The organism is Maribacter sp. 4U21 (assembly GCF_002742365.1).
Taxonomy (GTDB): domain Bacteria; phylum Bacteroidota; class Bacteroidia; order Flavobacteriales; family Flavobacteriaceae; genus Maribacter.
Map to the genome: position 1 here is coordinate 117,046 of NZ_MDGN01000072.1, position 23,529 is coordinate 140,574.

Consider the following 23,529-nt stretch of genomic DNA (forward strand, 5'->3'; position numbering starts at 1 on the left):
CATACACAGAAAATTATTTTGAATTTAAAGCGAAGCTACACGAGGCAATAGACCCTAAATTTTATACATACTTCTCAGGGAGAGCGGACCAAAGTAACATTCGTTTAGATGAAGTAAGTTGGGGTGGTGTCCTGCAAGACGGTATTCCTCCCTTACGCCAACCACAAATGTTGACGGCCGCCGAGGCGACATATTTGGATGAGGATGACGTCGTTTTCGGTATTGAAATCAATGGAGACGTTAGGGCATATCCAAAACGTATACTGGCGTGGCACAAGATGTTCGTAGATACCCTAGGGGATATACCCGTTGCAGGGGTGTACTGCACACTTTTCGGTATCGTAATCCTATATAAGACAGAACATAAAGGCATCAACTATGAATTGGGTACGAGCGGTTTTCTATACCGTTCCAATAAATTAATGTATGATAAGAAAACACAATCGCTCTGGAGCATCTTGGAGGGAGAACCCGTAATAGGCCCATTGACCAACAAAGGCATCCAATTAGACTTTTTAAGTGTTGTTACCACTACTTGGGGAGCATGGAAAGATTTGCACCCAAACACCAAGGTATTATCGCTAAATACGGGCCACCGAAGAGATTATGCTGAGGGCGTGGCTTATAAAAGTTCTTTTGGCACGGACGACCTGATGTTTACCATCCCAAAAATAGATACCTCCTTAAAAAACAAAGATGAAATTTTGTCCGTTCGTTTACCGGATGATACTACGGAAAACTATGCTATTGCCAGTAAGTTCCTAAAAAAGAATCCTATTTATCAAGCTAAAATTGCCGGCAAATCCTATATCATCTTTACTGATAAGAGTGGCGCGCACCGTGCTTATTTTTCAGAAGGAATTGAGTTTAGCAATTATGACCGAAAGATTTCCGCTACCGACGATTCCGGGACCGATTGGAAGTTAGAAGAGGACCAACTCGTGGGCGGTAACGGAAAAATCCTTGAAAGATTACCGACACACAGTGCCTTTTGGTTTGATTATAAGGCCGCATTTCCTGATACCATTTTAGTGAAATAATAAGGTACATTATTTGCTGACAATAGAGTTTTTGCTCCGATGTGAATTAAAATAGTGAGTAAACTTCCTTGGGGTGTTATACCCTTTGGCGGTGCCCATAAAAAAGGATGCGGCTCTTAGCCGCATCCTTTTTGAATCTATTACTTACTTACCTAAATATGTAAGGCCCTATCCTCGGTAGCCGCTAACGCCGCTTCCTTCACCGCTTCAGCATAGGTAGGGTGTGCGTGGCTCATACGAGCAATATCCTCTGCCGACGCCCGGAATTCCATCGCTGTCACGGCTTCTGTAATTAAATCCGCACAACGTGCTCCGATCATATGCACCCCAAGAACCTCGTCGGTCGTTTTATCAGCGAGTATTTTCACGAATCCGTCGATATCCATGCTTGCCCTAGACCTCCCTAATGCTCTCATAGGAAACTGACCCACTTTATAGGTAACGCCCGCTTCTTTCAATTCTTCTTCGGTCTTACCGACAGCAGCAACCTCAGGCCAAGTATAGACAACACCCGGTATCAAGTTATAATCTATATGTGGTTTTTGTCCGGCCAATTGCTCTGCAACTAGAGTTCCTTCTTCTTCGGCCTTGTGCGCTAACATAGCCCCTTTGACCACATCACCTATGGCATAAATATTTGAAACGTTGGTTTTGAGATGCCCGTCAACTGCTACCCTACCTCTATCGTCTAATTTCACTCCTGCGGCTTCCACATTAAGACCTTCTGTGTAAGGTTTTCTTCCAACGGAAACCAAGCAATAGTCTCCTTCGAAAACTACTTCTTGTCCCTTTTTATCGTCAGCCTTTATAATGACCTTATCACCCTTACGTTCAACGGACTTTACTTTATGCGATGGGGCAAACTTCACCTTTTGTTTTTTCATCACTTTCATAAGTTCTTTAGAAAGTGCGGCATCCATACCGGGAATAATACGGTCCATATACTCTACCACAGTAACCTCTGCACCTAGTCTTTTATATACTTGACCCAGCTCTAATCCAATAACTCCGCCACCAATAACAATCATATGCTTTGGGATTTCTTTCAGTTTTAAAGCTTCGGTAGAAGTTATGACTCGTTCCTTATCCAGCTTAATAAAAGGTAAGGTAGAGGGTTTTGAACCTGTGGCTATGATGATATTTTTAGCCTCGATAGTCTCCGTTTTGCCATCGCTCTTTTTAATATTGATATGTGTAGCATCTTTAAAACTACCCAAACCCTCATGGACATCGATTTTATTTTTATCCATCAAAAACTGAATCCCTTTGGTAGTCATGTCCACAACGCCTTGCTTTCTTGCAATCATCTGTTCTAGATTCACCTTCACCTCTCCAGGAATTTCGATACCGTGCTCAGAAAAATGCTTCACAGCGTCCTCGTAGTGGTGGGAAGAATCTAACAAAGCCTTGGAAGGTATACAACCTACGTTAAGACAAGTACCGCCTAGCGTAGCGTATTTTTCAATTATTGCAGTTTTCATTCCCAATTGCGCACAACGAATGGCGGCTACATATCCTCCAGGTCCTGAGCCGATAACGGCTACGTCATATTGATTCATAAAAATGGATTATGGTATATTAATTTTATCCCACAAAAATACGAATGTTTTAGAGGACTACAAGACGTAATTTAATTGAACCCATTTAAAGTATGGGAACCGCTGTGGTGTGTTTCACCTCGCTGATGGAAAATGAACTTTGTGTGCTTCCGATATGATGTAAAGCGGTTAATTTGGAAATCATAAACTCCCGATAGGCAGGCATGTCTTTTACGTGTACCTTTATAAGATAGTCATAATCCCCGCTTAAATGATAGCATTCCACCACTTCTGTCAATTTTAGCACATCCTTTTCGAATTGCTGAATATTGTCCTTCGTATGCTGCACGAGTTTAATGTGACAGAATACGGTAAAACTACGATTCACCAATTCCTTGTTCAACAATGCTACATACCCGTTTATCGTGTTGGATTTCTCCAGCCTTTTGATTCGCTCGTATACGGCGGTGTTGGAGAGACCTAAGCTTAGGGCATATTCTTTCGTTGTTTTCTTGCAATCCTCTTGCAACAACCTCATAAGTTTATGGTCGGTTTCGTCGAATTTCATAAGGACAAATTTTCATGATTATCATTCATAATGAGCTCTAAAAAGAAATAAAATCTAAATTAATATTAATTTATAAAAAAATAATCTAATAGCAGGTATTCCTATTGACTAAATATCATTATAAATGTATTTTTAATGAAAATTTAAATGAGATGAGTAAGAAAGCAGCCAACGATTTACAGGATTTACAATATTTTGGAGAGTACGGCGGTGTTAATCCGTCCGTTTCCGATTCTTCAACCTATACCTTTTTATCTGCTAAGACGATGTTCGATACGTTCGAAGGTAATACGGAGGGTTGTTATTTGTACAGCAGACACTCCTCCCCTTCTAACCTTTACCTGGGCGAAGCCTTGGCAGCTTTGGAAGGTACCGAGACGGCAAATGTCACCGCTAGTGGAATGGGCGCAATTACGGCTGTTATCATGGAGCTGTGTAGTGCTGGGGACCACATTGTCAGTAGCCGAACCATCTACGGAGGAACCTATGCTTTCATGAAAAATTTTCTGAAGAAATTCAACATCAGCACCTCCTTTCTGGACATCACGGACTTAGATGCGGTAGCCAAAAGCATAACCCCGGAAACAAAAATGATTTACTGTGAAAGCGTGAGCAATCCGCTATTAGAAGTTGCCGATATTGCGGCACTATCCAAAATAGCCAAAGCGCATAATATTCCTTTAGTGGTGGACAATACCTTTTCTCCTTTAACGATTAGTCCTGCTAAACTCGGTGCCGATGTTGTTATTCATAGCCTAACGAAATTTATTAACGGCACCAGCGATTGTGTTGCCGGAGTAGTCTGTGGTACAAAAGAATTTTGTCTACGGTTAAAAGATGTAAACAGCGGAGCTGGAATGCTTTTGGGAAGCACGCTGGATAGTTTGCGGGGAGCATCCATACTTAAAAATATGCGCACATTGCATATACGTATGAAAAAACATAGCGAAAATGCACAATTTTTGGCCGAAAGGTTTGAGCAGGACGGATTACGAGTCGTATATCCAGGCTTAAAATCCCATCAGGGACATTTGACACTGAAAGATTTAATGAATCCGCAATACGGCTATGGTGGTCTTATGACCATTGATGTAGGTACCCTTGAAAAAGCGAATGCCCTCATGGAAATGATGCAAGACAAGAAGTTAGGGTACCTAGCGGTAAGCTTAGGTTTTTACAAAACTCTGTTCAGTGCACCTGGAACCTCTACTTCGTCTGAAATACCAATGGAGGAGCAACTAGCTATGGGCTTGGGAGATGGTCTTATTCGCTTTTCCGTTGGCCTGGATGACGATATTCAAAGAACCTATGACTTAATGAAAGCTTGTATGGAACATCTTGAGATTTTGAAATCGGATACCATGAAAGTGTAAAGCCTTAGCTAGACAGGTTTGCACATCCGTAGCATAAATCGTAATATTACCAGATAACCAAACTACCGCTACATGGCAAACCAAAAGTCCAACAAACATAGACAGGACGAGCATATTGTTGAAAATAGAGAATTAAACATCTATGAGGCTTTAATTCCTGTAATTACTTTGGTGGGAATGCTCGCTTATAATGTGTATGTATTTGGAGACGACGCCTTAAGTGGCTCCAATCAATTTATTCTTTTATTAGGAGGAGCAGTAGCGGCGATAGTGGGTTTCATGAACAAAGTCTCCTACAAACAAATGCTTGCGGAAGTTGCCGAAAACGTAAAATCTACCACGGGTGCCTTGCTTATACTATTAATGGTCGGTGCCTTAGCGGGTACATGGCTTATTAGCGGTATTATTCCCGCGATGATCTATTACGGGCTACAGATATTAAATCCCACTATTTTCTTGCCAGCTTGTGTAATTATTTGTGCAATTATTTCCATTGCTACCGGGAGCAGCTGGACAACTGCCGCAACCGTTGGTATAGCCTTAATAGGAATTGGGGATGCTTTGGGCATATCCTTGGGTATGACAGCTGGTGCCGTACTTTCCGGAGCCTACTTTGGAGATAAATTGTCACCCTTAAGCGATACGACGAACCTAGCACCTGCTATGGCCGGGGGAGAATTGTTCAGTCACATTAAATATATGACGATTACCACCGTTCCCACAATAGTGGTGACATTAGTGGTCTTTATCATTATCGGTTTAAATATTGATACCTCGGGAACAGCGGATATCGATGGTATTCTCACATCCATTGACGCCACCTTCAACATAAACGGATGGCTATTTTTAGTACCCGTGGCGGTCATTTCCCTTATTGTAAAGAAGACACCACCCTTGGCCGCTTTACTCATAGGCACGTTACTCGGAGCCGTATTTGCACTTTTCTTTCAACCCGATATTGTAGCTGGCATCACCAATGTCAAAGAACTAACCTTTGAATCCGGCTACAAGGGTATTTTAAAAGCGATTACCGTACAGACGGCTATACCTACCGATAATGAAGCCTTGAACGACTTATTTTCGGCAAAGGGCATGGCAGGAATGCTAGGTACTATTTGGCTTATAGTTTGTGCCATGGTATTTGGGGGAATTATGGACGGCATTGGTGCCTTAGCCAGAATTAGTAGTGCCCTATTAAGTTTAGCAAAAACCACCTTTGGTCTTTTCGCCAGTACGGTGGCTAGTTGTTTGGCTTTGAACGTTACTGCCTCAGACCAATATCTTGCCATTGTAGTTCCAGGAAAAATGTTCTCCAAGGCCTATGCAGATAGAGGACTGGCGCCAGAAAATCTCAGTAGGACCTTAGAGGATTCCGGTACCGTAACCTCAGTGCTGGTTCCCTGGAACACTTGCGGGGCATACCATAGTGGCGTATTGGGCGTAAGTGTAATGGAATATTTTGTTTATGCGATATTCAATTGGTTAAGCCCTATCATGACCTTGATCTTTGCAGGACTGGGAATTAAGATAAAACAATTAATCGATAAAAAAGAAGGCGAATAGTCTAATCGGAGCCATGAAGACTCTTGAGAAAATTGTTGCATAATTTTATTGGAATTCCCTTATATATCCCTTCTATATTTTATAATTTCACATATTAATTATAAAACTATAGCGTATGGCTTCTGTAACCCTAAAGGGAAATATAATAAATACCTTAGGAACTTTACCTTCAACTGGAAGTAAAGCACCCGAGTTTCAACTTACAAAAAACGATTTATCCACCGTTAAACTATCAGATTATCAAGGTAGTAGAGTGGTACTTAATATCTTCCCGAGCGTAGATACTGGCACTTGTGCACAGTCCGTTAGACAGTTTAACCAAGAGGCTGCGGAATTAGACAATACCATTGTCCTTTGCGTATCCAAAGACTTACCATTTGCCCAAGCCCGTTTTTGTGGCGCGGAAGGGATTGATAACGTAGAAATGTTATCGGACTTTAGAGATGGTAATTTTGGTAAAGCGTATAATTTAGAATTTACGGATGGTCCATTAGCCCCTTTACATTCTAGAGCTGTTGTGGTGGTTGATGAAAACGGAAAGGTTATTCACACGGAACAAGTTCCCGAGATAGTGGACGAACCAAACTACAAGGCTGCTCTAAAAGCACTTATGAATTAAAGAAGCACGCGCTGAAATTATGCCCAAAGAATCTTTTTTGGTCAATCGACTAAAGAGTGTAGGCTTTGCCCTTAGGGGTGCCCTATTGCTCATTAGAACGGAAGCCAGTATTAAAATACAGATATTCATCACCCTTGTGATGACCGCCCTTGGCTTCTATTATGAAATATCCAATATAGAATGGATACTTCAAATATTCGCCATTGCAATGGTCTTGGGAGTAGAAGGGATGAATACCGCCGTTGAAAAAGTGGCAGATTACATAAAACCGGAGTTTGACCCTAAGATTGGTTTTATCAAGGATATTTCCGCTGGGGCCGTTATGATGGTTTCCATCGCAGCGGCTATCATCGGTTGTATCATCTATATACCGAAGATTTTTTAATAGGGCTCTATAAGACGCATGTAGTGCAAATAATCTTGGGGAAAGCACACGTGGCTTAGAAAGAAAGTTAACATTGATTTCGCCACAAGCACAAGGGCATTTTAAATCTCGCTTATCGAGTAAATTTGTATTTTTACCCCTAGAACAAACGAATTCATGGCAAAAAAGGCTACTAAAACTAAGCCAAAATCAAAACCGGTAAAAAAGAAAGTTTCCGTTGGATTATCAAAGCAGAATAAGATAATCCTCGGGAGCCTTTTGGTGCTTTTCAGTATTGCGCTATTTTTCTCTTTTGTTTCCTTTTATTTTACCTGGCAGGATGACCAAAGCTTACTAACGGAGTTTAAAGATCGTAATGAGGAGGCCAAAAATCTTTTGAATAAATTCGGTGCTAGCGTCAGTCACTTTTTTGTCTACAAAGGTTTTGGGATTGCTTCCCTAATAATCCCATTTTTGTTATGTTTGTCCGGTATTTATTTGTTTTTGGGCCTTGACCGAAAAGGAATGCTGAAGAAATGGATATGGGGATTAATTTTCTTGATATGGATTTCGATAGCATTCGGTTTCTTTGCCTTGGAAAGTCCACTTTTAGGGGGACTAGTGGGTTATGAAATGAATGATTTTCTTCAAGATTACACCGGTAAGATAGGTGTGTTATTGCTACTTGTTTTTGGTTTGATTTTCATCATGGTACGCTTGTTCAAAGTGACTCCAGAAGGTATCGGGCAATTTTTCAGGTCTAAGAAACAAGCGCTACATTCCGAGTTTAAAGCGGCAAAAGAAAAATCAATTCAAGAGCAGGCGGAATTTTCGAAAGAGGAAGAAGAGGTACCGGTGGTTATTGATACCTACACACACAAAAAGGATATCCCACCAATAGTAAAGGAAGTAGCTGAAAAAGAATTGGAAGTTACCGTGCCACAGGAGGAAGAGGAAGAACTCGCAATGAAGGTAGAACAAGTTGTGGAAGAGCCGGAAGAACTGGATTTACTGGCCAATAAATTGGTCGATGACTTTGGAGAATTTGATCCTACCTTAGAACTCGGCAATTATAAGTTCCCAACTATTGAACTCTTGGACCAGCATGGTGTCACAGGTGGCATCACTATAAACCAAGAAGAATTAGAGGAAAATAAAAATAAGATTGTAGACACCCTTAAAAACTACAAAATCGGGATTGCGCAGATAAAAGCGACTATTGGCCCTACGGTTACGCTCTATGAAATAGTACCTGATGCTGGTGTTCGTATTTCTAAAATTAAAAATCTTGAGGACGATATCGCCTTATCTTTAGCTGCACTGGGCATACGAATTATTGCCCCCATTCCCGGTAAGGGCACCATTGGTATTGAAGTCCCCAATAAGAACGCAACTATAGTTTCTATGCGTTCGGCAATCGCTTCCAGTAAATTCCAGAAGGCGGAAATGGAACTACCCATTGCATTCGGTAAGACCATCAGTAATGAGACTTTTGTAGTAGACCTTGCAAAAATGCCACACTTATTAATGGCCGGTGCAACAGGGCAAGGTAAATCGGTAGGTCTCAATGCAGTCCTCACCTCTTTGCTCTACAAGAAGCACCCCGCGGAGGTGAAGTTTATTTTGGTAGATCCTAAAAAAGTAGAATTAACCCTCTACAATAAAATAGAACGTCATTTCTTAGCTAAGCTACCAGATTCGGAAGAGGCCATTATAACGGACAACACTAAGGTCATCAACACATTAAATTCCCTTTGTATTGAAATGGACAATAGGTATGAACTATTGAAAAAGGCCATGGTTCGAAACCTAAAGGAGTACAATACCAAGTTCAAAGCAAGAAAACTTAACCCGAAAGATGGTCATAAGTTTCTGCCTTACATAGTGCTGGTTATCGATGAGTTTGCCGATTTGATTATGACCGCAGGGAAAGAGGTGGAAACCCCGGTGGCCAGACTAGCACAATTGGCACGGGCCATAGGCATACACTTGATAATAGCCACCCAAAGACCTTCTGTAAACGTAATTACGGGTCTTATTAAAGCCAATTTCCCTGCGCGTATTGCATTCAGGGTAACATCAAAAATAGATTCCCGCACCATTCTAGATGCACAGGGCGCAGACCAACTTATAGGTCGCGGAGATATGCTTTACACCCAAGGCAATGATGTAACCCGTATTCAATGTGCTTTTGTAGATACGCCGGAAGTCGCAAAAATCACCGAATATATAGGCAGCCAAAGGGCCTATCCAGAGGCTCATGAACTCCCCGAGTATGTGGGTGAAGAATCTGGCACGAGTGTTGATATTGATATCGCGGATAGGGATAAAATGTTTCGAGAAGCTGCAGAAGTAATCGTAATTGCGCAGCAAGGTTCCGCTTCTTTAATACAAAGAAAATTGAAACTTGGTTACAACAGGGCGGGTAGGATTATTGACCAACTTGAAGCGGCTGGAATCGTTGGCCAGTTTGAAGGTAGCAAGGCGAGACAAGTGCTTATCCCGGATATGATCGCATTAGAACAATTTTTTGAAAACGAAAGTAATTAATTATACTATGAAGAAGTTCCTATTTTTAACAGTAGTCTTTTTAACCGCAGGATTTGCACAGGCGCAAGATGCGGCCAAGGCAAAAGCCTTATTGGACGAAGTGTACACTAAAGTAAAAGGGTATGATAATGTTTACGTAGATTTTAAATTTGCATTGGATAATGCCGAAGCGGGTATTAAACAAGAAACAAGAGGAGACGTTACACTATCCGGAGAAAAGTATCTTTTCAATTATTTGGGTTCCCAACAATTATTCGATGGCAATAAGGTGTACACCATAGTTCCTGAGAATGAAGAAGTGACCATTGAAGACCAGTCTGATGAGAAAGATGCCATAACGCCTTCCAAAATGCTTACATTTTACAAAGAAGGACATAATTATGCTTGGGATATCTTACAGAACGTTCAAGGTAGAAAAATACAATACGTAAAATTGACACCAATTGATTCCAATTCTGAAATAAAAAGTAGGCTACTAGGTATTGATGTCAACACTAAGCATATATACAAACTCATTGAAACTGGAAACAATGGTACCAAGACTACCATTACCGTTAATTCTTTCAAAACAAATCAGCCTGTTTCAGAGACCTTATTTACCTTTGATGAAAAGAAGTACACAGATGCTGGGTACTACATTATAAAGAATTAGCACTTTTGAGGATTTTAGACCGGTATATACTATCAAGGTTCGCATTTAATTTTTTCAGTTCGTTTGTTATATTGATGTTCATCTTCATATTTCAGACGATTTGGCTCTTTATTGATGATCTTGCCGGTAAGGGTTTGGATATCATTATCATAGGAAAGTTCCTTTTCTATTTAATGCCAGATTTAACTGAAAAAGTGCTACCCCTTACCGTATTGCTATCGTCCATACTTACTTTTGGAACCTTTGCCGAAAATTATGAGTTCGCCGCAATGAAGGCGTCGGGAATATCGCTACAAAGGTCTATGTTCAGCTTAATCATTTTTGTTACGATTTTAGGTGGGGTCACCTTCTTTTTTGCCAACAACGTTATTCCGCTATCACAACGAAAAATCTATAATCTAAGAAAGAACATTGCCAAGGTAAAACCAGCGGCCGCAGTTTCCGAGGGTATTTTTAGCGATTTTGAAGGAATGAACATTAAAGTCGATGAAAAATATGGAGAGAACGATCGTTTCTTACGCAACGTAATCATTCATAAAAAAACCAAGTCTAATATTAATAGTACAGTAATCAAGGCCAAAAAAGGAGAATTGATTAGTAGTGAAACTTCGGATATTATTCAGTTGGTCCTAACGGACGGACATTATTATGAGGAAATAGAAAGCAAGAAAAACAAGTTTAAATATCCTTTTGCAGAAGCTAGTTTTGATACCTACATTATGAACATTGAGGTGCCGGAACTGGACAATGAGGATTTAGAGGAAGAAAGAGATATCAGTACCGCCAAGATGAAAAATATCAGCCGGCTATCAAAAGATATTGATTCTATCAAAACCGATAATTTTAGGATAGTTCGTGCTTTTTCCAAGAATATCGTTAGCAGAATGGGTCTGTTTTCCCCATTAGCCGTAAGGGATACCTCTATAGTAAAGAGTAAAGAACGTATACTAAAGGACTCGATAAATGCCGCAAAAATAGCCTTGCTCAAAGAGAATAAACCTAAGCAGGACTCCATTAAGGCGGACTTATTACATCTTTTTCCCGATTGGCAGCGGATACAAGTGCTAACTAGTGCCAAAAATGCGACCTCGGGAATACTGGGCTCCGTGACGGGCAAGAAAGATGAAATTCAAAAAAGATATAAGAACTACAACCTCCACATCTTATCCTTACACAATAAATACGCTTTGGCCTTTTCCTGCATTATTCTATTTTTCGTGGGAGCTCCCTTGGGTGCTATCATCAGAAAGGGAGGCCTGGGACTTCCAATGGTTATTGCCATTGTTCTCTTTTTAGTGTATTATTTCATTGGTGTTTTTGCAGGCAATTACGCCAAGGAAGGTAATATTCACCCTATGTTAGGAGCATGGGTTTCTACCCTGATTATGCTACCTTTGGGCTTTTATTTGACGAAAAGGGCAACCGAAGATAAAGGAATGACCAATTTTGGTGCGGTGACGGATTTTTTCAAAAATCTGTTCCGAAAAAAGAAAGAAACCGATTAGATGGGAGTACAAATGCCAGAAACAGTTCAGCTTAATACCATACAAGAAGCGATTGCCGATATACGAGAAGGCAAGGTCATTATTGTGGTAGATGATGAGAACAGGGAGAATGAAGGAGATTTTTTGGCTGCGGCGGAATTGGCCACACCGGAAACCGTAAATTTTATGGCAACCCACGGAAAAGGGTTGATTTGTGCGCCACTGACCGAAGGAAGATGTAAAGAGCTGGGACTCCACATGATGGTCAGCAATAATACCGACCCTATGGAGACCGCCTTCACCGTATCGGTAGATTTAAGGGGAAACGGTGTTACCACGGGGATATCGGCATCGGACCGTTCAAAAACTGTCTGTGCTTTAACCAATAAGAAAACCAAACCACATGATTTAGCCAGGCCAGGACACATTTTTCCTTTAGTAGCTAAAGAAGGTGGTGTCTTACGAAGAACAGGACATACCGAGGCTGCAATTGATTTTGCACGATTAGCCGGATTAAAGCCCGCTGGAATTATCGTTGAAATCATGAACGATGACGGCAGCATGGCCCGTTTACCACAGCTGATGAAAGTGGCGGAAAAATTTGACCTTAAAATAGTCTCCATTGAAGATTTGGTCGCTTACCGAATGGAACACGACAGTCTTATCGATAAGGAGAACGACTTTGAAATAAAGACCCGTTTTGGAGATTACCGGTTACGAGCGTACAAACAGACCACCAATAATCACGTACATATAGCCCTGACCAAAGGCAACTGGTCTAAGGATGAAAAGGTGTTGACCCGCATTAACTCCACCTTAATCAACAACGATATTCTAGGCACCCTGACCAATAGTCCTGACCAGAAGTTAGAGAATATGTTCAATGCTGTGAATAAAGAAGGTAAAGGTGCTATTGTATTTATCAATCAAGATGCAGAATCACTTAACTTATTAAATAGGTTGGCAGAGCTTCAGGAATTACAGAAAAAGGGAATTTCTAAAGCGCCCAAAATAGAAATGGATTCGCGTGATTTTGGAATCGGGGCGCAAATATTACACGATTTAGGAATCAGCAAAATGCGTCTATTGACCAATAGTAGACAAGGAAAACGTGTGGGTATCGTGGGTTACGGATTAGAGATTGTTGAATACGTAACCTATTGATTAAAGGGATTAGACCATACTAGAAATAATCGAATGCATTTTTTTAGCGCGCTGCGCTACTTCTTCCTCTGTCCAACTTAGTTTTACCAAAACGGAGATAGTCCTTCCCATCCACTGGTCCGATTTGGAAAAATCGGCCTTCGAGTAATCCGGCAAAAGTTGGGAGATTTCATTAGGTAATTTTCCCAGAGATTTTAAATTGGTCAAGTGTTCCCACTTCCTGTAATAATGCCAATTATTATCAAACCAATAAAAACAAGCATCAACACCTCCATTAACCAATGCTTTATGTGTATTTCTGGCTATTCCTTCCGAGGGAAGGAAGAAATTTAAAAAGGAGTAATTCTCTTCCCCTCCGGTAGGCACCCTTCTAAAAGTCACCCCATTAACGCCTGCTATTTCGTTTTTTAAAACGCCGTAGTTTTTCTTTTGTATAGCGATAAACTCGTCCAAACGTTGTACTTGTGCACAACCTACTGCCGCGTTTAATTCAGATATTCTAAAATTATAGCCTAAGAAAGGATGCGTTTCCGCTCCCCTATCATTACCCACATGGTCATGGCCGTGGTCGGAATAGTGGTCCGCATTGCGATAAAACTCTTCATTATTGGTAATTAAAGCACCGCCTTCACCACAAGTTATGGTTTTAACGTAATCAAAAGAGAAACATCCCAAGTCTCCATAACTCCCCAACGGTTTACCGTCAAAACTACCTCCTATCGCTTGGCAAGCGTCCTCTAAAAGTAATAGACCGTGCTTTTCACAGATTACTTTCAACGCTCTTAGGTCGGCCATGGAACCACACATATGCACGGGCATTACCACCTTGGTCCGTTCCGTTATGGCAGCTTCAACCGCAGCAGGCTTTAAGGTTAAAGTATCATCAATATCAACTAAAACGGGTATAGCTCCCAGCGCGAGTATAGATTCAAAGCTGGCCACAAAGGTGAACGTTGGCATAATGACCTCGTCCCCTGCTCCAATACCGGCACTTGCCAAAGCCACAGTAAGTGCTGCAGTTCCACTACTGACCAGTTGCACATATTTTGCCCCCATTCTCTTGGACAAAGCGGCTTCTAATTCCTTAGCCTTCCATTGTCCGCTGCGCATCCCGTCAAAACCATAGCGCATGAGCACTCCCGTATCTAGCACAGTTTGTACTTGTGCTTTTTCATTATCTCCAAACAATTCAAATCCAGGCATATTACTTCAATATAAAATTAAAAAAACCACAGTTTTACGGCCATCACTATGACCATAATCACTAAAAATACTTTAATAAATCCATCACCCTTCTTAACAGAGTATCTACTTGCAATCCAAGCCCCACTGCCGTTTCCGATAGCCAAAATTAGACCAATCTTCCAGTTTACCTTATCATTCAAGGCAAAAACCACCAAAGCAGAAATCATATATAGAAAAACGACCGAAACCTTGGTAGCGTTGGAACGTACCAATGACATTCGATTAACGTAATGTAAAAATAAAATCATCAGGAAACCAAGGCCTGCGTTAATGAATCCGCCATAAATTCCAAAAAAGAAAAATACTACAATTCCTATCCAAAGGTATTTTCCGGTGAGCCGCTCTTCTACATCCTTAAAATTAATTTTTGGACTGAAGACGATGATGAATACCACCGAAATCATAACTATAGCTAAAATTCTATTGAATACCTCCCCTTTAACATCCACCGCAATGTAGGCGCCAATAATTGAACCAAGAAATGCAGCTATTCCCAAATAGGCATTAAAGGGAAAAGTGGAAACTCCCTTACTCTTAAAACCTGCCGTGGCGAGCGCAGTCTGTATAACTATAGCAACCCTATTGGTACCGTTGGCAATGTTAGAAGGAAGTCCTAAAAATATGAGAACGGGGAGCGATAGTAAGGACCCGCCGCCAGCGACCGTGTTAATAAAACCCACAGCAAAACCCACTACGACCAGCAAGGGGTAATGATACCATTCCTCCATAATGCAAAAATAAAGGGTTGCAGGGTATTTAACTAGAGAATAATTTTTCTCTTAGATAGCCGATTACCTTCGGTGTTCCCGGTAAGGAATCCTTGGCAAACACAAAACCCGAAACTTTCGTTTCGGGTTTCTTTTGCGGAGAAAGAGGGATTCGAACCCCCGGAGGTGTGACCCTCAACAGTTTTCAAGACTGCCGCATTCGACCACTCTGCCATTTCTCCAAGTGTCTCATCAGGTATTCCCTGAATGCGGGTGCAAATATAGAAAGCTTTTTCTATCTATTAAAGTCTTTTTGGTAAATAAATCTATAATTAAGACGAACTAAAGGGTATATATTATTGCCTATTACATTTATCCTTGTTACTTTTTCCCCTTACTAGTATAAAACATGGAAGTACCTTTGGTAAGTATACTTATCCCTTTTAAGAACACCGCCCCTTTCCTGGAAGCTTGCCTAGATTCTATCATCTCACAGACCTTTACAAACTGGCAAGTCTTGGCGGTAAATGATGACTCTAGCGATATGAGTTTGGCTATTGTTCAAAAATATGCGAACAAAGATTCAAGAATAAAAGTTTTCAATACTAACGGACGGGGAATTATTGAAACGCTCCGAACTGCCTATGATTATAGCGAAGGAAAATTTATCACCAGAATGGACGCTGATGACCTAATGACACCAAAACGTTTGGAGCTTATGGTGGCCGATTTAGAACAATACGGAATGGGGCATGTTGCTATTGGACAGGTTAAATATTTTTCAGAAAAGGGTGTTGGAGACGGTTATGAACGGTACGAAAAATGGTTAAACGCATTGACCGAAAAAGGCACGAATTTCTCGGAACTGTATAAGGAATGTGTAATCCCTTCCCCGTGCTGGATGCTACATAAAGTTGATTTAGATGCCTGCGACAGCTTTAAACCTGATGATTATCCCGAGGATTATGATCTAACTTTTAGATTTTATGAACATGGACTTAAAGTCATCCCTAGTAAGCAGGTATTACTTTTATGGAGGGATTATGATCATAGAACATCTAGAACGAGCGAGCACTATGCACACAACTACTTTTTGGATATAAAGCTGCGCTATTTTATTAAACTACATAATAATCCCAATGAAAATTTGGTTATTTGGGGCGCTGGAAACAAAGGAAAAACGATAGCGAAAAAGTTAATTGAACGAAATGTTCCCTTTCAATGGATATGTAATAATCCCAAAAAAATAGGAAGAGAAATTTACGGTAAAACACTTTTGCCCATTAATTCCCTAGAAAAAATACCAAACTCTCAAAGTATTATCACCGTTGCCAACGAAGAGGAACAAAAGCATATAAATGACTATTTTAATAAAAAGGGAAAAATCTCCATGAAAGATTATTTCTTTTTCTGTTAAACCAACTTACATAAATTGAAACTTAGCAACGTGGTTCTTTTATAGTTAAACAGTCTATTTTATTAGGAATCAACTTCTATATTTTAGTTATCTTTGAGCAATCAAAAACAGGAATGCAGTTTAAACATCCAGAATTTCTTTGGGCCCTTTTTCTACTACTCATCCCTATTTTTATTCATCTTTTTCAACTCCGAAGATTCAAGAGAACACCGTTTACCAACGTAAAACTACTGCAACAAGTGGTCTCCAAATCCCGAAAAAGTAGCACCTTAAAAAAATGGCTGTTACTCTTTTCAAGGCTCGGCATCTTAACTGGTCTGGTCCTGGCATTTGCGCAGCCTTTTAGCGCTAGTGAAACTGCGGTTAGGGAAAAGGAAAACGTTTTTTACTTGGATAATTCCTTTAGCATGCACGCCAGGACAGCCAATGCTACTTTATTCCAAAATACCGTTCAGGAATTTATAAAACGTGTTCCAGAAGATGAAAAGTTTCATCTGTTCACTAACGATAACACGTTTTTGGATGTTGAAATAAGTGACCTTAAGAATGATCTGCTAGAAATAAAACCCAGCACCGAACAGTTGACCTTAAAAGAAGTCGTTTTAAAGGCAAAAACGCTTTATAGCCAAGATAATAGCAAGCAGAGAAACACTATTATTATATCCGATTTTCAACAGCGTTTAGGCGACTTGCCCAATGATAGCACTGCCACGACACATCTATATTACATCAATCCACTTAAAGAAAAAGTAGAAAACATCGCAATCGATTCCATTTATCTCAATCCCAATGAAAACGGTAGCATGGATTTAACCGCATTGGTCAGCTCAAATTATAGTCTAGAGACCACGGCCGTGTCCCTGTATAATGGTGATAAATTAATTGCAAAAACGGCAGCCAATTTTGATACGAACAATAAGGCCAAGGTCTTGTTTTCGATTCCTTCAGGTGAAGAGATAAACGGCAGGATAGTGCTTGCAGATAATGGGCTCACCTATGATAACGAATTTTACTTCAACATCAATGCCCTAGAGCAGATTAAGGTTTTAGACATTGGAACAACGCCCAACTATTTGAAAAGAATTTTTATCGCACCACAGTTTCAATACCAAAAGACAAACTTAAATCAACTAAACTACGGAGCCCTGGAAACCTACAATCTTATTGTCCTTAATGAGCTTACAGAAATTCCATCCGGTCTTATAACGGCGTTACGTTCGTTCACTGACGATGGCGGAAGCTTGGCAATTATTCCTGCGCAAAAAATAGATTTGGCGGCATACAATCGGTTATTATCCTTCTATTTCAATACGACTTTTGATACTAAAATAAATCAAGAAGTAGCCATATCCAACATAACATTTGAACATCCCCTTTATTATAATGTATTCCAAAAAAACGTCTCCAATTTTCAATATCCTACCGTAAAAGGGTACTACCCCATAAGAACGAATACTACTGCAGCACTTTCATTGCAGAATAAGGCTCCTTTCTTGGTAGGCAGGGATAACGTTTATATGTTTGCTGCCTCCTTAGAGGACACCAATTTTAAAAATTCCCCATTGATAGTCCCTACTTTTTACAATATAGGGGCCAACAGTCTAAAATCTTCAGAACTATACCATTTTATTGGTAAACGGACACAGGTAGATGTTCCCTACATATTGAACAAAGACAATGTACTGAAATTGCTAGGTAAGGATTACGAGTTTATTCCCCAACAAAGAGCTCTTCCTAAAAAGACACGATTGTTGTTTGATGATAATCCAGCAGAAAGCGGTGTTTATCAAATACTGGACAATGACCAGGTTCTGCGTAATATAAGTTTCAATTACGATAGAAAAGAAAGTGACTTGTCCTACCTAGAACTGGGCGCAGGGACTTCAACAATTGTAAGTAGTTCTATCGCCGACTTTTTTGAAACCAGTCAAAAAGAAAATACCATAAACGAGTTTTGGAAATGGTTTGCTATTTTAGCATTATTGTTCGTTTTTATAGAAACCATTCTCCAAAGATTTTTAAAGTAATTTCAAAATGAACGAGCAACTAAGCGAATGGACGTACTCATAAAATCGGCAAAGATTATAAATTCCGGTACAAAGGATATCCACCTTAAGAAAAGGGATATTTTAATTACCAATGGCGTTATACAAAAGATTGCTTCACGGATTGATCCTCCCGCAAAAACAAAAGTAGTATCCTATAAAAATCTGCACGTATCATTAGGGTGGTTTGATAGTGGTGTAAGCTTTGGTGAGCCCGGCCATGAAGAGAGAGAGACCTTAGCTAATGGTCTGAAGACCGCAGCTAGTAGCGGTTTTACGGATATTATACTGAACCCCACCGGTAAACCTGTTCCGGACAGTAGTTCAGACATTATATTCCTCAAAAATGCTGCGAAGGACGCCCTAACCAGATTGCATCCTTTGGGAAACCTTACCGTAAAAGGCGAAGGTGAAGTCTTAGCGGAGTTGTACGATATGAAGAACGCCGGTGCTGTTGGATTTTACGACTATAAAGCGGCTGTTTCAAACCCAAATTTGCTAAAAATCGCCTTGCAATACGCGCAAAATTTTAACGGAATTGTATGCTCTTTTCCGTTAGATAAAAAAATTGCAGGAAAAGGAATCGTTAACGAAGGGATTACCAGTACAAAGTTGGGTCTAAAAGGTATACCTGCCTTGGCAGAAGAACTTCAGATAGTACGAGATTTGTTCATACTAGAATATACGGGAGGTAAACTTCACATACCGACCGTTAGCACAGAAAATTCAGTGAAGCTTATCGCATCGGCCAAGAAAAAAGGATTGAACGTAACCTGCAGCGTCGCCATCCATAATCTATTGTTCAAGGATGATAGTTTAATAGATTTTGATACGGATTATAAAGTAATGCCACCCTTAAGAACAAAAGGAGATAGAAACGCTTTATTGAAAGGGGTAAAGAATGGTACTATCGATTTTGTGACATCGGACCATACGCCATTGAACATAGAACTAAAACAGGTAGAATTTGACAATGCCGCTTTCGGCACCATTGGCCTAGAAAGCTTTTTTGGTTCCTCGCGGACGTTATTTGAACTAGAAGAAGTGATAAAAATTCTTACCAAAGGTCGTTCAGTATTTGGTTTAGACACTCCGGAACTCAAGGAAGGTGCTTTGGCTTGCTTAACCATTTTTGAACCAGATACCGAATACGAATTTTCTAAGGACCTTATTATGAGCTCCTCAAAGAATAGCATGTTCTTAGGTAAATCAATGAAAGGCAAAGTATTGGGAACTATGGTTGAAGATACTTTGATATTAAATTTTTAATATGGCTGATTCAAAAAAAGTCGAAGGAAAAACTACGGCCATTGTAGCATACCTCACCATAGTGGGTGCATTAATTGCCCTATCCATGAATTCGGAACCAAAGCATGATTTTGCAAGGTTTCATACGAGGCAAGCCTTTGGGTTGCATTTACTTTTTATTGCTTTTGGGATTCTCTCCAATAATTGGGGAAACTTATATTCCTTCTTTGGCTTATTTCTTTGCTATTCCATTCTATGGGTATACGGCTTTAGCGGTGTACTCAGCAATAAAAAATTGGAAGTACCCGTTTTAGGCCCCTATTTTCAGAAATGGTTTACATTTATACAGTAATTCAATAAGATGACAACAGCTCCCCTATCTTTAGAACACATCATTAGACCCTCCTCCTTAAAAAGTGAAAAGGCTCCGGTTCTTTTTTTATTACATGGGTATGGAAGTAATGAAGAAGACCTTTTTTCTTTTGCGGAAGAACTGCCTACCGAATTGTGTATTATTTCAGTTAGGGCACCATATACACTACAACCCTTTGGTTATGCGTGGTATGCCATAAATTTTGATGCCCAAAATGGAAAATGGAGTGATGACGAACAGGCCATTACCTCTAGGGATAAAATACATGCCTTTATAGAAGAGGCCTGTAAGACCTATGGTCTAGATACACACAATGTTTCCTTATTAGGTTTTAGTCAAGGAACTATTCTAAGCTACGCCGTAGCCCTCTCCTACCCGAAAAAAATTAAAAATGTAATTGCCCTGAGTGGCTATATCAACGAAGGAATTTTAACAGAAGATTATCAAAGCAAAGACCATTCGGGCTTACAGATTTACGCCTCTCACGGTCAAGTAGACCAAGTAATACCAATAGCATGGGCACAGAAGGCGCCAGATGTTCTATCTCAATTAGAAATACCACATGTTTTTGAAGAATTCCCAACAGGACATGGAGTAGCGCCACAAAATTTTTATTCCTTTAAAAGTTGGCTAGAAAAAAGGCTCTAATTACTTTTTGTATATAGCAAATGGTCCATTAACGTAAAATCTACGCCCAAATCATCTTTTAGTTCGTATTTAATAAGAAGTTCACCCCAATATTTTCCATCGGAAAAATCGGTCAAGATCCATTTGTGGTTCAACACTTTTATTTTATTGATTTTAAAATCGCTTTGCATACCTGCATAAGGGATTAAAGGATTATCTCCGGCAGACTCGTTCGTTTCCAACAATTTATCGGCAATATATCCAGCGGGATTTTCAAGCTCTAGATGTTCATAGTATGCCAGCGCATCATCATTGTTTTCCAAAGAAAAGTATTGCATCTCTAAAACACGCAGTTCTGACTGCTGAAGGGAATCCTTTAAACCCACCACCTCTTGTTTAAGTTTTTCGATGCTCGTATTATTGGCATCCGCCATTTTACCGCTACTTACGAATAGGTAGAGGCATATAAGTGATACAAAAATAAATAGGTAAAGAAAAATTTTACTTTTCATAAATTATAGTTCAATAGTGAGATTATCATAAGCTAAATGTACATTTTCAGGAAGATCTTTTTCCACTTCCGCATGGAAACCCAAAAGATGGCTAATATGTGTAAAGTATGCCTTCTCTGGCTTTACTTTGTTTACAAAATCCATGGCTTCCTCTAAGTTAAAATGAGATTGATGCGCCTCTATCCGCAGTGCATTGACCACTAAAACTTTTGAGCCAATAATTTTATCCATTTCCTTTTTCTCCATGGATTTTACATCCGTGAGATAGGTAAAATCTCCAATACGATACCCAAAAATCTTCAATCTATTATGTAAGGCCTGTATAGGGGTTACCGTCATTCCACCAAGTTCAAAACTTCTATTTTTCTTAACGATGTTCACCGTTACTGCCGGTGCACCGGGGTATCTTTCTTTTTTATTGAAAATATAATCAAAACGACGTTTTAATGCTTTTACCACGCGTTTACGGGCATAAATAGGAATGTCTCCCTGTCTAAAAAAGAATGGTCTTATATCATCTATACCAGCCGTATGGTCCGAATGTTCGTGGGTAAACAAAATACCGTCTAGTTTGGAAACATTATGGGTAAGCATCTGTTGTCTAAAATCTGGTCCACAATCAATAGTGAAATTATAGGTGTCCCATGAAAGTAAAACGGATACCCTAAGTCTTTTATCTTTAGGGTCATTACTTAAGCAAACAGGGTGTTTACTCCCGATTATAGGAATACCCTGCGAAGTTCCGGTACCTAAAAAAGTGATTTTAAGTGTGTCGTTCATCCAAAACAAAGTTAAGTTATATTTGATTATGAGCTACCAAGAATAAATCAAAGCATTAGCCGTTTTATAACAGTAATCCCAAGAATATAAAACAAAGGACAGACCCTTAAAACTAATTGCAAATTTTCTTATGGTTTAGGCTGTAGGTAGTTTGTTCTTTTTAACTTTGTTAAAAGCAAATTCATAAAATAATGGCTTCAGTTCTAAAGAGAGATAGTGCCTTTGAAAACATTCCTTCGATAAAGGCAAAAACTTTAAGAATAAACTTAAACCCCGACATTTACGGAACCTTTGCGGAAATTGGTGCTGGCCAAGAGACGGCACGTCATTTTTTTAGATCGGGAGGGGCTTCAGGTACTATTGCCAAAGCCATGAGTGCCTATGATAAGGATTTCAGTGATGCTATATATGGTATAGAAGCGGACGGTAGATATGTTACCCAAGCACGACTAAAAACCATGCTCTCTCATGAAATGAATTTGATGGAAGAGCGTATTAGTAGGGAAAAGCATCCGGAAAGACTGTTCTTTTCCTATGCGAACACCGTTGCTACGATTGATTTTTCAAAACGATATAAGGGACACGGTTGGGTAGGTATTCGCTACCAGTTAGACCCTAATCAGAAAGAATTTGATGAAATAATCCTTCATATCCGTTTTAAACAGAATGAAGCACGATTACAGCAAGAAACTTTAGGGATTTTGGGTGTTAACCTTATTTATGGAGCATTTTACAAGTATCATAAGCCTAAGAAAATGCTTAAATACTTGTACGACCATATCGATAAGGATACCGTAGAAATTGACATGGTCAATTTTAATGGTCCAAGTTTTAAGGATGTAGATAACAGGTTGATGAGTTTACAACTGATTAGGAACGATATGACCGATGCGGTGATGTTTGGTCCGGACGGCAATAACGTATTGCCCGCAGCTGTACTTTACAAAAAGAATATTCTTGCACTTCGTGGTAGTTTTAGGCCCGTTACCAAAGTAAATCTGGACATGTTCGAGAAGTCATATGATATTTTTATTCGTGACCCTCAAGTAGACCAGGATAATAGCATCGTTATTTTTGAAATTACCCTATCCAACCTCAAGGCATCAGGAGAAATTGATGAGCAAGATTTTATGGACCGTGCAGAACTACTCTGTTCATTGGGACATTCGGTAATGATTTCAAAATTCCAGGAATATTATAAGCTTGTTGAATACCTACATAACTATACTAAAAATAGAATTGGCCTTACCATGGGCGTGAACAATTTAGTAGACATTTTCGATGAAAAATATTATCGCCACTTAAGTGGGGGCATTTTGGAAGCCTTTGGAAAGCTTTTCTTTAAAGATTTACAAGTGTATCTTTATCCTATGAAGAATACCGAAACTGGGCAAGTAATGACCAGTAACAACGTGAAGGTGCATCCACGAATGAAAGAGCTTTACAAATTCTTCAAATACAATGGAAAGGTGATGGACATTATTGACTATGAGCCAGAAATAATGCATATTTTCTCCAGGGATGTACTCAAAAGAATCATCAACGGAGAAGATGGATGGGAGGAGATGTTACCAGAAGGTATTGCTGAAATTATTAAAGAGAAAAAGCTCTTCACCAGAAAAGACACGGAACAGATTTCAGAAGCAAAGTAACTAAGTCC

21 protein-coding genes and 1 tRNA gene are annotated in these 23,529 nt (G+C 39.8%); 15 read left to right on the forward strand and 7 right to left on the reverse strand.

The window, feature by feature from the left end; genetic code table 11:
• The first annotated feature begins 143 nt into the window (after positions 1-143).
• Positions 144-1,040: a DUF3179 domain-containing protein gene (locus BFP77_RS14445; RefSeq protein ID WP_257212980.1), complete on the forward strand. Its 897-nt coding sequence runs from the start codon at positions 144-146 to the stop codon at positions 1,038-1,040.
• 152 nt (positions 1,041-1,192) lie between these two features.
• On the opposite strand, the gene lpdA is transcribed toward BFP77_RS14445, so the two are convergent.
• Positions 1,193-2,599, reverse strand: coding sequence for a dihydrolipoyl dehydrogenase (lpdA, locus tag BFP77_RS14450; protein ID WP_099574725.1), 1,407 nt, complete (start codon positions 2,597-2,599; stop codon positions 1,193-1,195).
• Positions 2,600-2,684: 85 nt separating this feature from the next.
• Positions 2,685-3,146 (reverse strand): Lrp/AsnC family transcriptional regulator, encoded by a 462-nt coding sequence (locus tag BFP77_RS14455; protein ID WP_099574726.1) that lies wholly within the window; start codon positions 3,144-3,146, stop codon positions 2,685-2,687.
• 152 nt (positions 3,147-3,298) lie between these two features.
• Between BFP77_RS14455 and BFP77_RS14460 the strand changes: the two genes are divergently transcribed.
• The 8 genes from BFP77_RS14460 to ribB all read left to right on the forward strand — a co-directional run bounded on the left by BFP77_RS14460 (position 3,299) and on the right by ribB (position 12,915).
• Positions 3,299-4,519 (forward strand): aminotransferase class I/II-fold pyridoxal phosphate-dependent enzyme, encoded by a 1,221-nt coding sequence (locus BFP77_RS14460; protein WP_099574728.1) that lies wholly within the window; start codon positions 3,299-3,301, stop codon positions 4,517-4,519.
• A gap of 72 nt (positions 4,520-4,591) precedes the next feature.
• The gene (nhaC, locus tag BFP77_RS14465; RefSeq protein WP_099574730.1) at positions 4,592-6,082 is read left to right on the forward strand and encodes a Na+/H+ antiporter NhaC; all 1,491 of its coding nucleotides are present in this window, start codon (positions 4,592-4,594) and stop codon (positions 6,080-6,082) included.
• 115 nt (positions 6,083-6,197) lie between these two features.
• Positions 6,198-6,701: a thiol peroxidase gene (gene tpx / locus BFP77_RS14470; RefSeq protein WP_099574731.1), complete on the forward strand. Its 504-nt coding sequence runs from the start codon at positions 6,198-6,200 to the stop codon at positions 6,699-6,701.
• Positions 6,702-6,720: 19 nt separating this feature from the next.
• Positions 6,721-7,086, forward strand: coding sequence for a diacylglycerol kinase family protein (locus tag BFP77_RS14475; protein ID WP_099574732.1), 366 nt, complete (start codon positions 6,721-6,723; stop codon positions 7,084-7,086).
• A gap of 156 nt (positions 7,087-7,242) precedes the next feature.
• On the forward strand, positions 7,243-9,615 hold the full coding sequence (locus BFP77_RS14480) for an FtsK/SpoIIIE family DNA translocase (protein ID WP_099574733.1): 2,373 nt from the start codon (positions 7,243-7,245) through the stop codon (positions 9,613-9,615).
• Positions 9,616-9,622: 7 nt separating this feature from the next.
• A complete protein-coding gene (locus tag BFP77_RS14485; RefSeq protein WP_099574734.1) occupies positions 9,623-10,267 on the forward strand; it encodes a LolA family protein in 645 nt (214 codons plus the stop codon).
• Positions 10,268-10,293: 26 nt separating this feature from the next.
• A complete protein-coding gene (locus tag BFP77_RS14490; RefSeq protein ID WP_257212981.1) occupies positions 10,294-11,772 on the forward strand; it encodes an LptF/LptG family permease in 1,479 nt (492 codons plus the stop codon).
• The gene (gene ribB / locus BFP77_RS14495; RefSeq protein WP_257212977.1) at positions 11,773-12,915 is read left to right on the forward strand and encodes a 3,4-dihydroxy-2-butanone-4-phosphate synthase; all 1,143 of its coding nucleotides are present in this window, start codon (positions 11,773-11,775) and stop codon (positions 12,913-12,915) included.
• 9 nt (positions 12,916-12,924) lie between these two features.
• Here ribB and BFP77_RS14500 read toward each other — a convergent pair whose 3' ends face one another.
• The 3 genes from BFP77_RS14500 to BFP77_RS14510 all read right to left on the reverse strand — a co-directional run bounded on the left by BFP77_RS14500 (position 12,925) and on the right by BFP77_RS14510 (position 15,109).
• Entirely contained in the window at positions 12,925-14,118 is a 1,194-nt protein-coding gene (locus BFP77_RS14500; protein WP_099574737.1) for a DegT/DnrJ/EryC1/StrS family aminotransferase, read from the reverse strand.
• A gap of 17 nt (positions 14,119-14,135) precedes the next feature.
• Positions 14,136-14,888, reverse strand: coding sequence for a sulfite exporter TauE/SafE family protein (locus BFP77_RS14505; RefSeq protein ID WP_099574738.1), 753 nt, complete (start codon positions 14,886-14,888; stop codon positions 14,136-14,138).
• Positions 14,889-15,024: 136 nt separating this feature from the next.
• Positions 15,025-15,109, reverse strand: a tRNA-Ser gene (locus BFP77_RS14510).
• A gap of 167 nt (positions 15,110-15,276) precedes the next feature.
• Here BFP77_RS14510 and BFP77_RS14515 point away from each other — a divergent pair.
• The 5 genes from BFP77_RS14515 to BFP77_RS14535 all read left to right on the forward strand — a co-directional run bounded on the left by BFP77_RS14515 (position 15,277) and on the right by BFP77_RS14535 (position 20,598).
• Positions 15,277-16,284: a glycosyltransferase gene (locus tag BFP77_RS14515; RefSeq protein ID WP_099574740.1), complete on the forward strand. Its 1,008-nt coding sequence runs from the start codon at positions 15,277-15,279 to the stop codon at positions 16,282-16,284.
• Positions 16,285-16,397: 113 nt separating this feature from the next.
• A complete protein-coding gene (locus BFP77_RS14520; protein WP_099574741.1) occupies positions 16,398-18,311 on the forward strand; it encodes a BatA domain-containing protein in 1,914 nt (637 codons plus the stop codon).
• Positions 18,312-18,338: 27 nt separating this feature from the next.
• Positions 18,339-19,598 carry a dihydroorotase gene (locus BFP77_RS14525; protein ID WP_099574742.1) on the forward strand — a complete coding sequence of 420 codons (1,260 nt, stop codon included), beginning with the start codon at positions 18,339-18,341 and terminating at the stop codon, positions 19,596-19,598.
• Between the two features lies 1 nt (position 19,599).
• Entirely contained in the window at positions 19,600-19,929 is a 330-nt protein-coding gene (locus BFP77_RS14530; protein WP_099574743.1) for a hypothetical protein, read from the forward strand.
• A gap of 9 nt (positions 19,930-19,938) precedes the next feature.
• Positions 19,939-20,598, forward strand: coding sequence for an alpha/beta hydrolase (locus BFP77_RS14535; RefSeq protein WP_099574745.1), 660 nt, complete (start codon positions 19,939-19,941; stop codon positions 20,596-20,598).
• Here BFP77_RS14535 and BFP77_RS14540 read toward each other — a convergent pair.
• Both BFP77_RS14540 and BFP77_RS14545 read right to left on the reverse strand, forming a co-directional pair.
• Entirely contained in the window at positions 20,595-21,089 is a 495-nt protein-coding gene (locus tag BFP77_RS14540; protein WP_099574747.1) for a hydrolase, read from the reverse strand. The genes BFP77_RS14535 and BFP77_RS14540 overlap by 4 nt on opposite strands.
• Before the next feature lie 3 nt (positions 21,090-21,092).
• Positions 21,093-21,869, reverse strand: coding sequence for an MBL fold metallo-hydrolase (locus BFP77_RS14545; RefSeq protein WP_099574748.1), 777 nt, complete (start codon positions 21,867-21,869; stop codon positions 21,093-21,095).
• 191 nt (positions 21,870-22,060) lie between these two features.
• On the opposite strand from BFP77_RS14545, the gene BFP77_RS14550 reads away from it, so the two are divergent.
• Positions 22,061-23,521 carry a nicotinate-nucleotide adenylyltransferase gene (locus BFP77_RS14550; RefSeq protein WP_099574750.1) on the forward strand — a complete coding sequence of 487 codons (1,461 nt, stop codon included), beginning with the start codon at positions 22,061-22,063 and terminating at the stop codon, positions 23,519-23,521.
• The last annotated feature ends 8 nt before the right edge of the window (positions 23,522-23,529 follow it).

Excerpts from the sequence above, each read along its gene's own strand:
- lpdA (WP_099574725.1), bottom strand. The coding sequence starts at position 2,599 with ATGAATCAATATGACGTAGCCGTTATCGGCTCAGGACCTGGAGGATAT.
- BFP77_RS14550 (WP_099574750.1), top strand. The coding sequence starts at position 22,061 with ATGGCTTCAGTTCTAAAGAGAGATAGTGCCTTTGAAAACATTCCTTCG.
- BFP77_RS14540 (WP_099574747.1), bottom strand. The coding sequence starts at position 21,089 with ATGAAAAGTAAAATTTTTCTTTACCTATTTATTTTTGTATCACTTATA.
- BFP77_RS14545 (WP_099574748.1), bottom strand. The coding sequence starts at position 21,869 with ATGAACGACACACTTAAAATCACTTTTTTAGGTACCGGAACTTCGCAG.
- BFP77_RS14505 (WP_099574738.1), bottom strand. The coding sequence starts at position 14,888 with ATGGAGGAATGGTATCATTACCCCTTGCTGGTCGTAGTGGGTTTTGCT.
- BFP77_RS14500 (WP_099574737.1), bottom strand. The coding sequence starts at position 14,118 with ATGCCTGGATTTGAATTGTTTGGAGATAATGAAAAAGCACAAGTACAA.
- BFP77_RS14480 (WP_099574733.1), top strand. The coding sequence starts at position 7,243 with ATGGCAAAAAAGGCTACTAAAACTAAGCCAAAATCAAAACCGGTAAAA.
- BFP77_RS14525 (WP_099574742.1), top strand. The coding sequence starts at position 18,339 with ATGGACGTACTCATAAAATCGGCAAAGATTATAAATTCCGGTACAAAG.
- nhaC (WP_099574730.1), top strand. The coding sequence starts at position 4,592 with ATGGCAAACCAAAAGTCCAACAAACATAGACAGGACGAGCATATTGTT.
- BFP77_RS14485 (WP_099574734.1), top strand. The coding sequence starts at position 9,623 with ATGAAGAAGTTCCTATTTTTAACAGTAGTCTTTTTAACCGCAGGATTT.
- BFP77_RS14460 (WP_099574728.1), top strand. The coding sequence starts at position 3,299 with ATGAGTAAGAAAGCAGCCAACGATTTACAGGATTTACAATATTTTGGA.
- BFP77_RS14475 (WP_099574732.1), top strand. The coding sequence starts at position 6,721 with ATGCCCAAAGAATCTTTTTTGGTCAATCGACTAAAGAGTGTAGGCTTT.
- BFP77_RS14515 (WP_099574740.1), top strand. The coding sequence starts at position 15,277 with ATGGAAGTACCTTTGGTAAGTATACTTATCCCTTTTAAGAACACCGCC.
- BFP77_RS14535 (WP_099574745.1), top strand. The coding sequence starts at position 19,939 with ATGACAACAGCTCCCCTATCTTTAGAACACATCATTAGACCCTCCTCC.
- BFP77_RS14455 (WP_099574726.1), bottom strand. The coding sequence starts at position 3,146 with ATGAAATTCGACGAAACCGACCATAAACTTATGAGGTTGTTGCAAGAG.
- tpx (WP_099574731.1), top strand. The coding sequence starts at position 6,198 with ATGGCTTCTGTAACCCTAAAGGGAAATATAATAAATACCTTAGGAACT.
- BFP77_RS14520 (WP_099574741.1), top strand. The coding sequence starts at position 16,398 with ATGCAGTTTAAACATCCAGAATTTCTTTGGGCCCTTTTTCTACTACTC.
- BFP77_RS14530 (WP_099574743.1), top strand. The coding sequence starts at position 19,600 with ATGGCTGATTCAAAAAAAGTCGAAGGAAAAACTACGGCCATTGTAGCA.
- ribB (WP_257212977.1), top strand. The coding sequence starts at position 11,773 with ATGGGAGTACAAATGCCAGAAACAGTTCAGCTTAATACCATACAAGAA.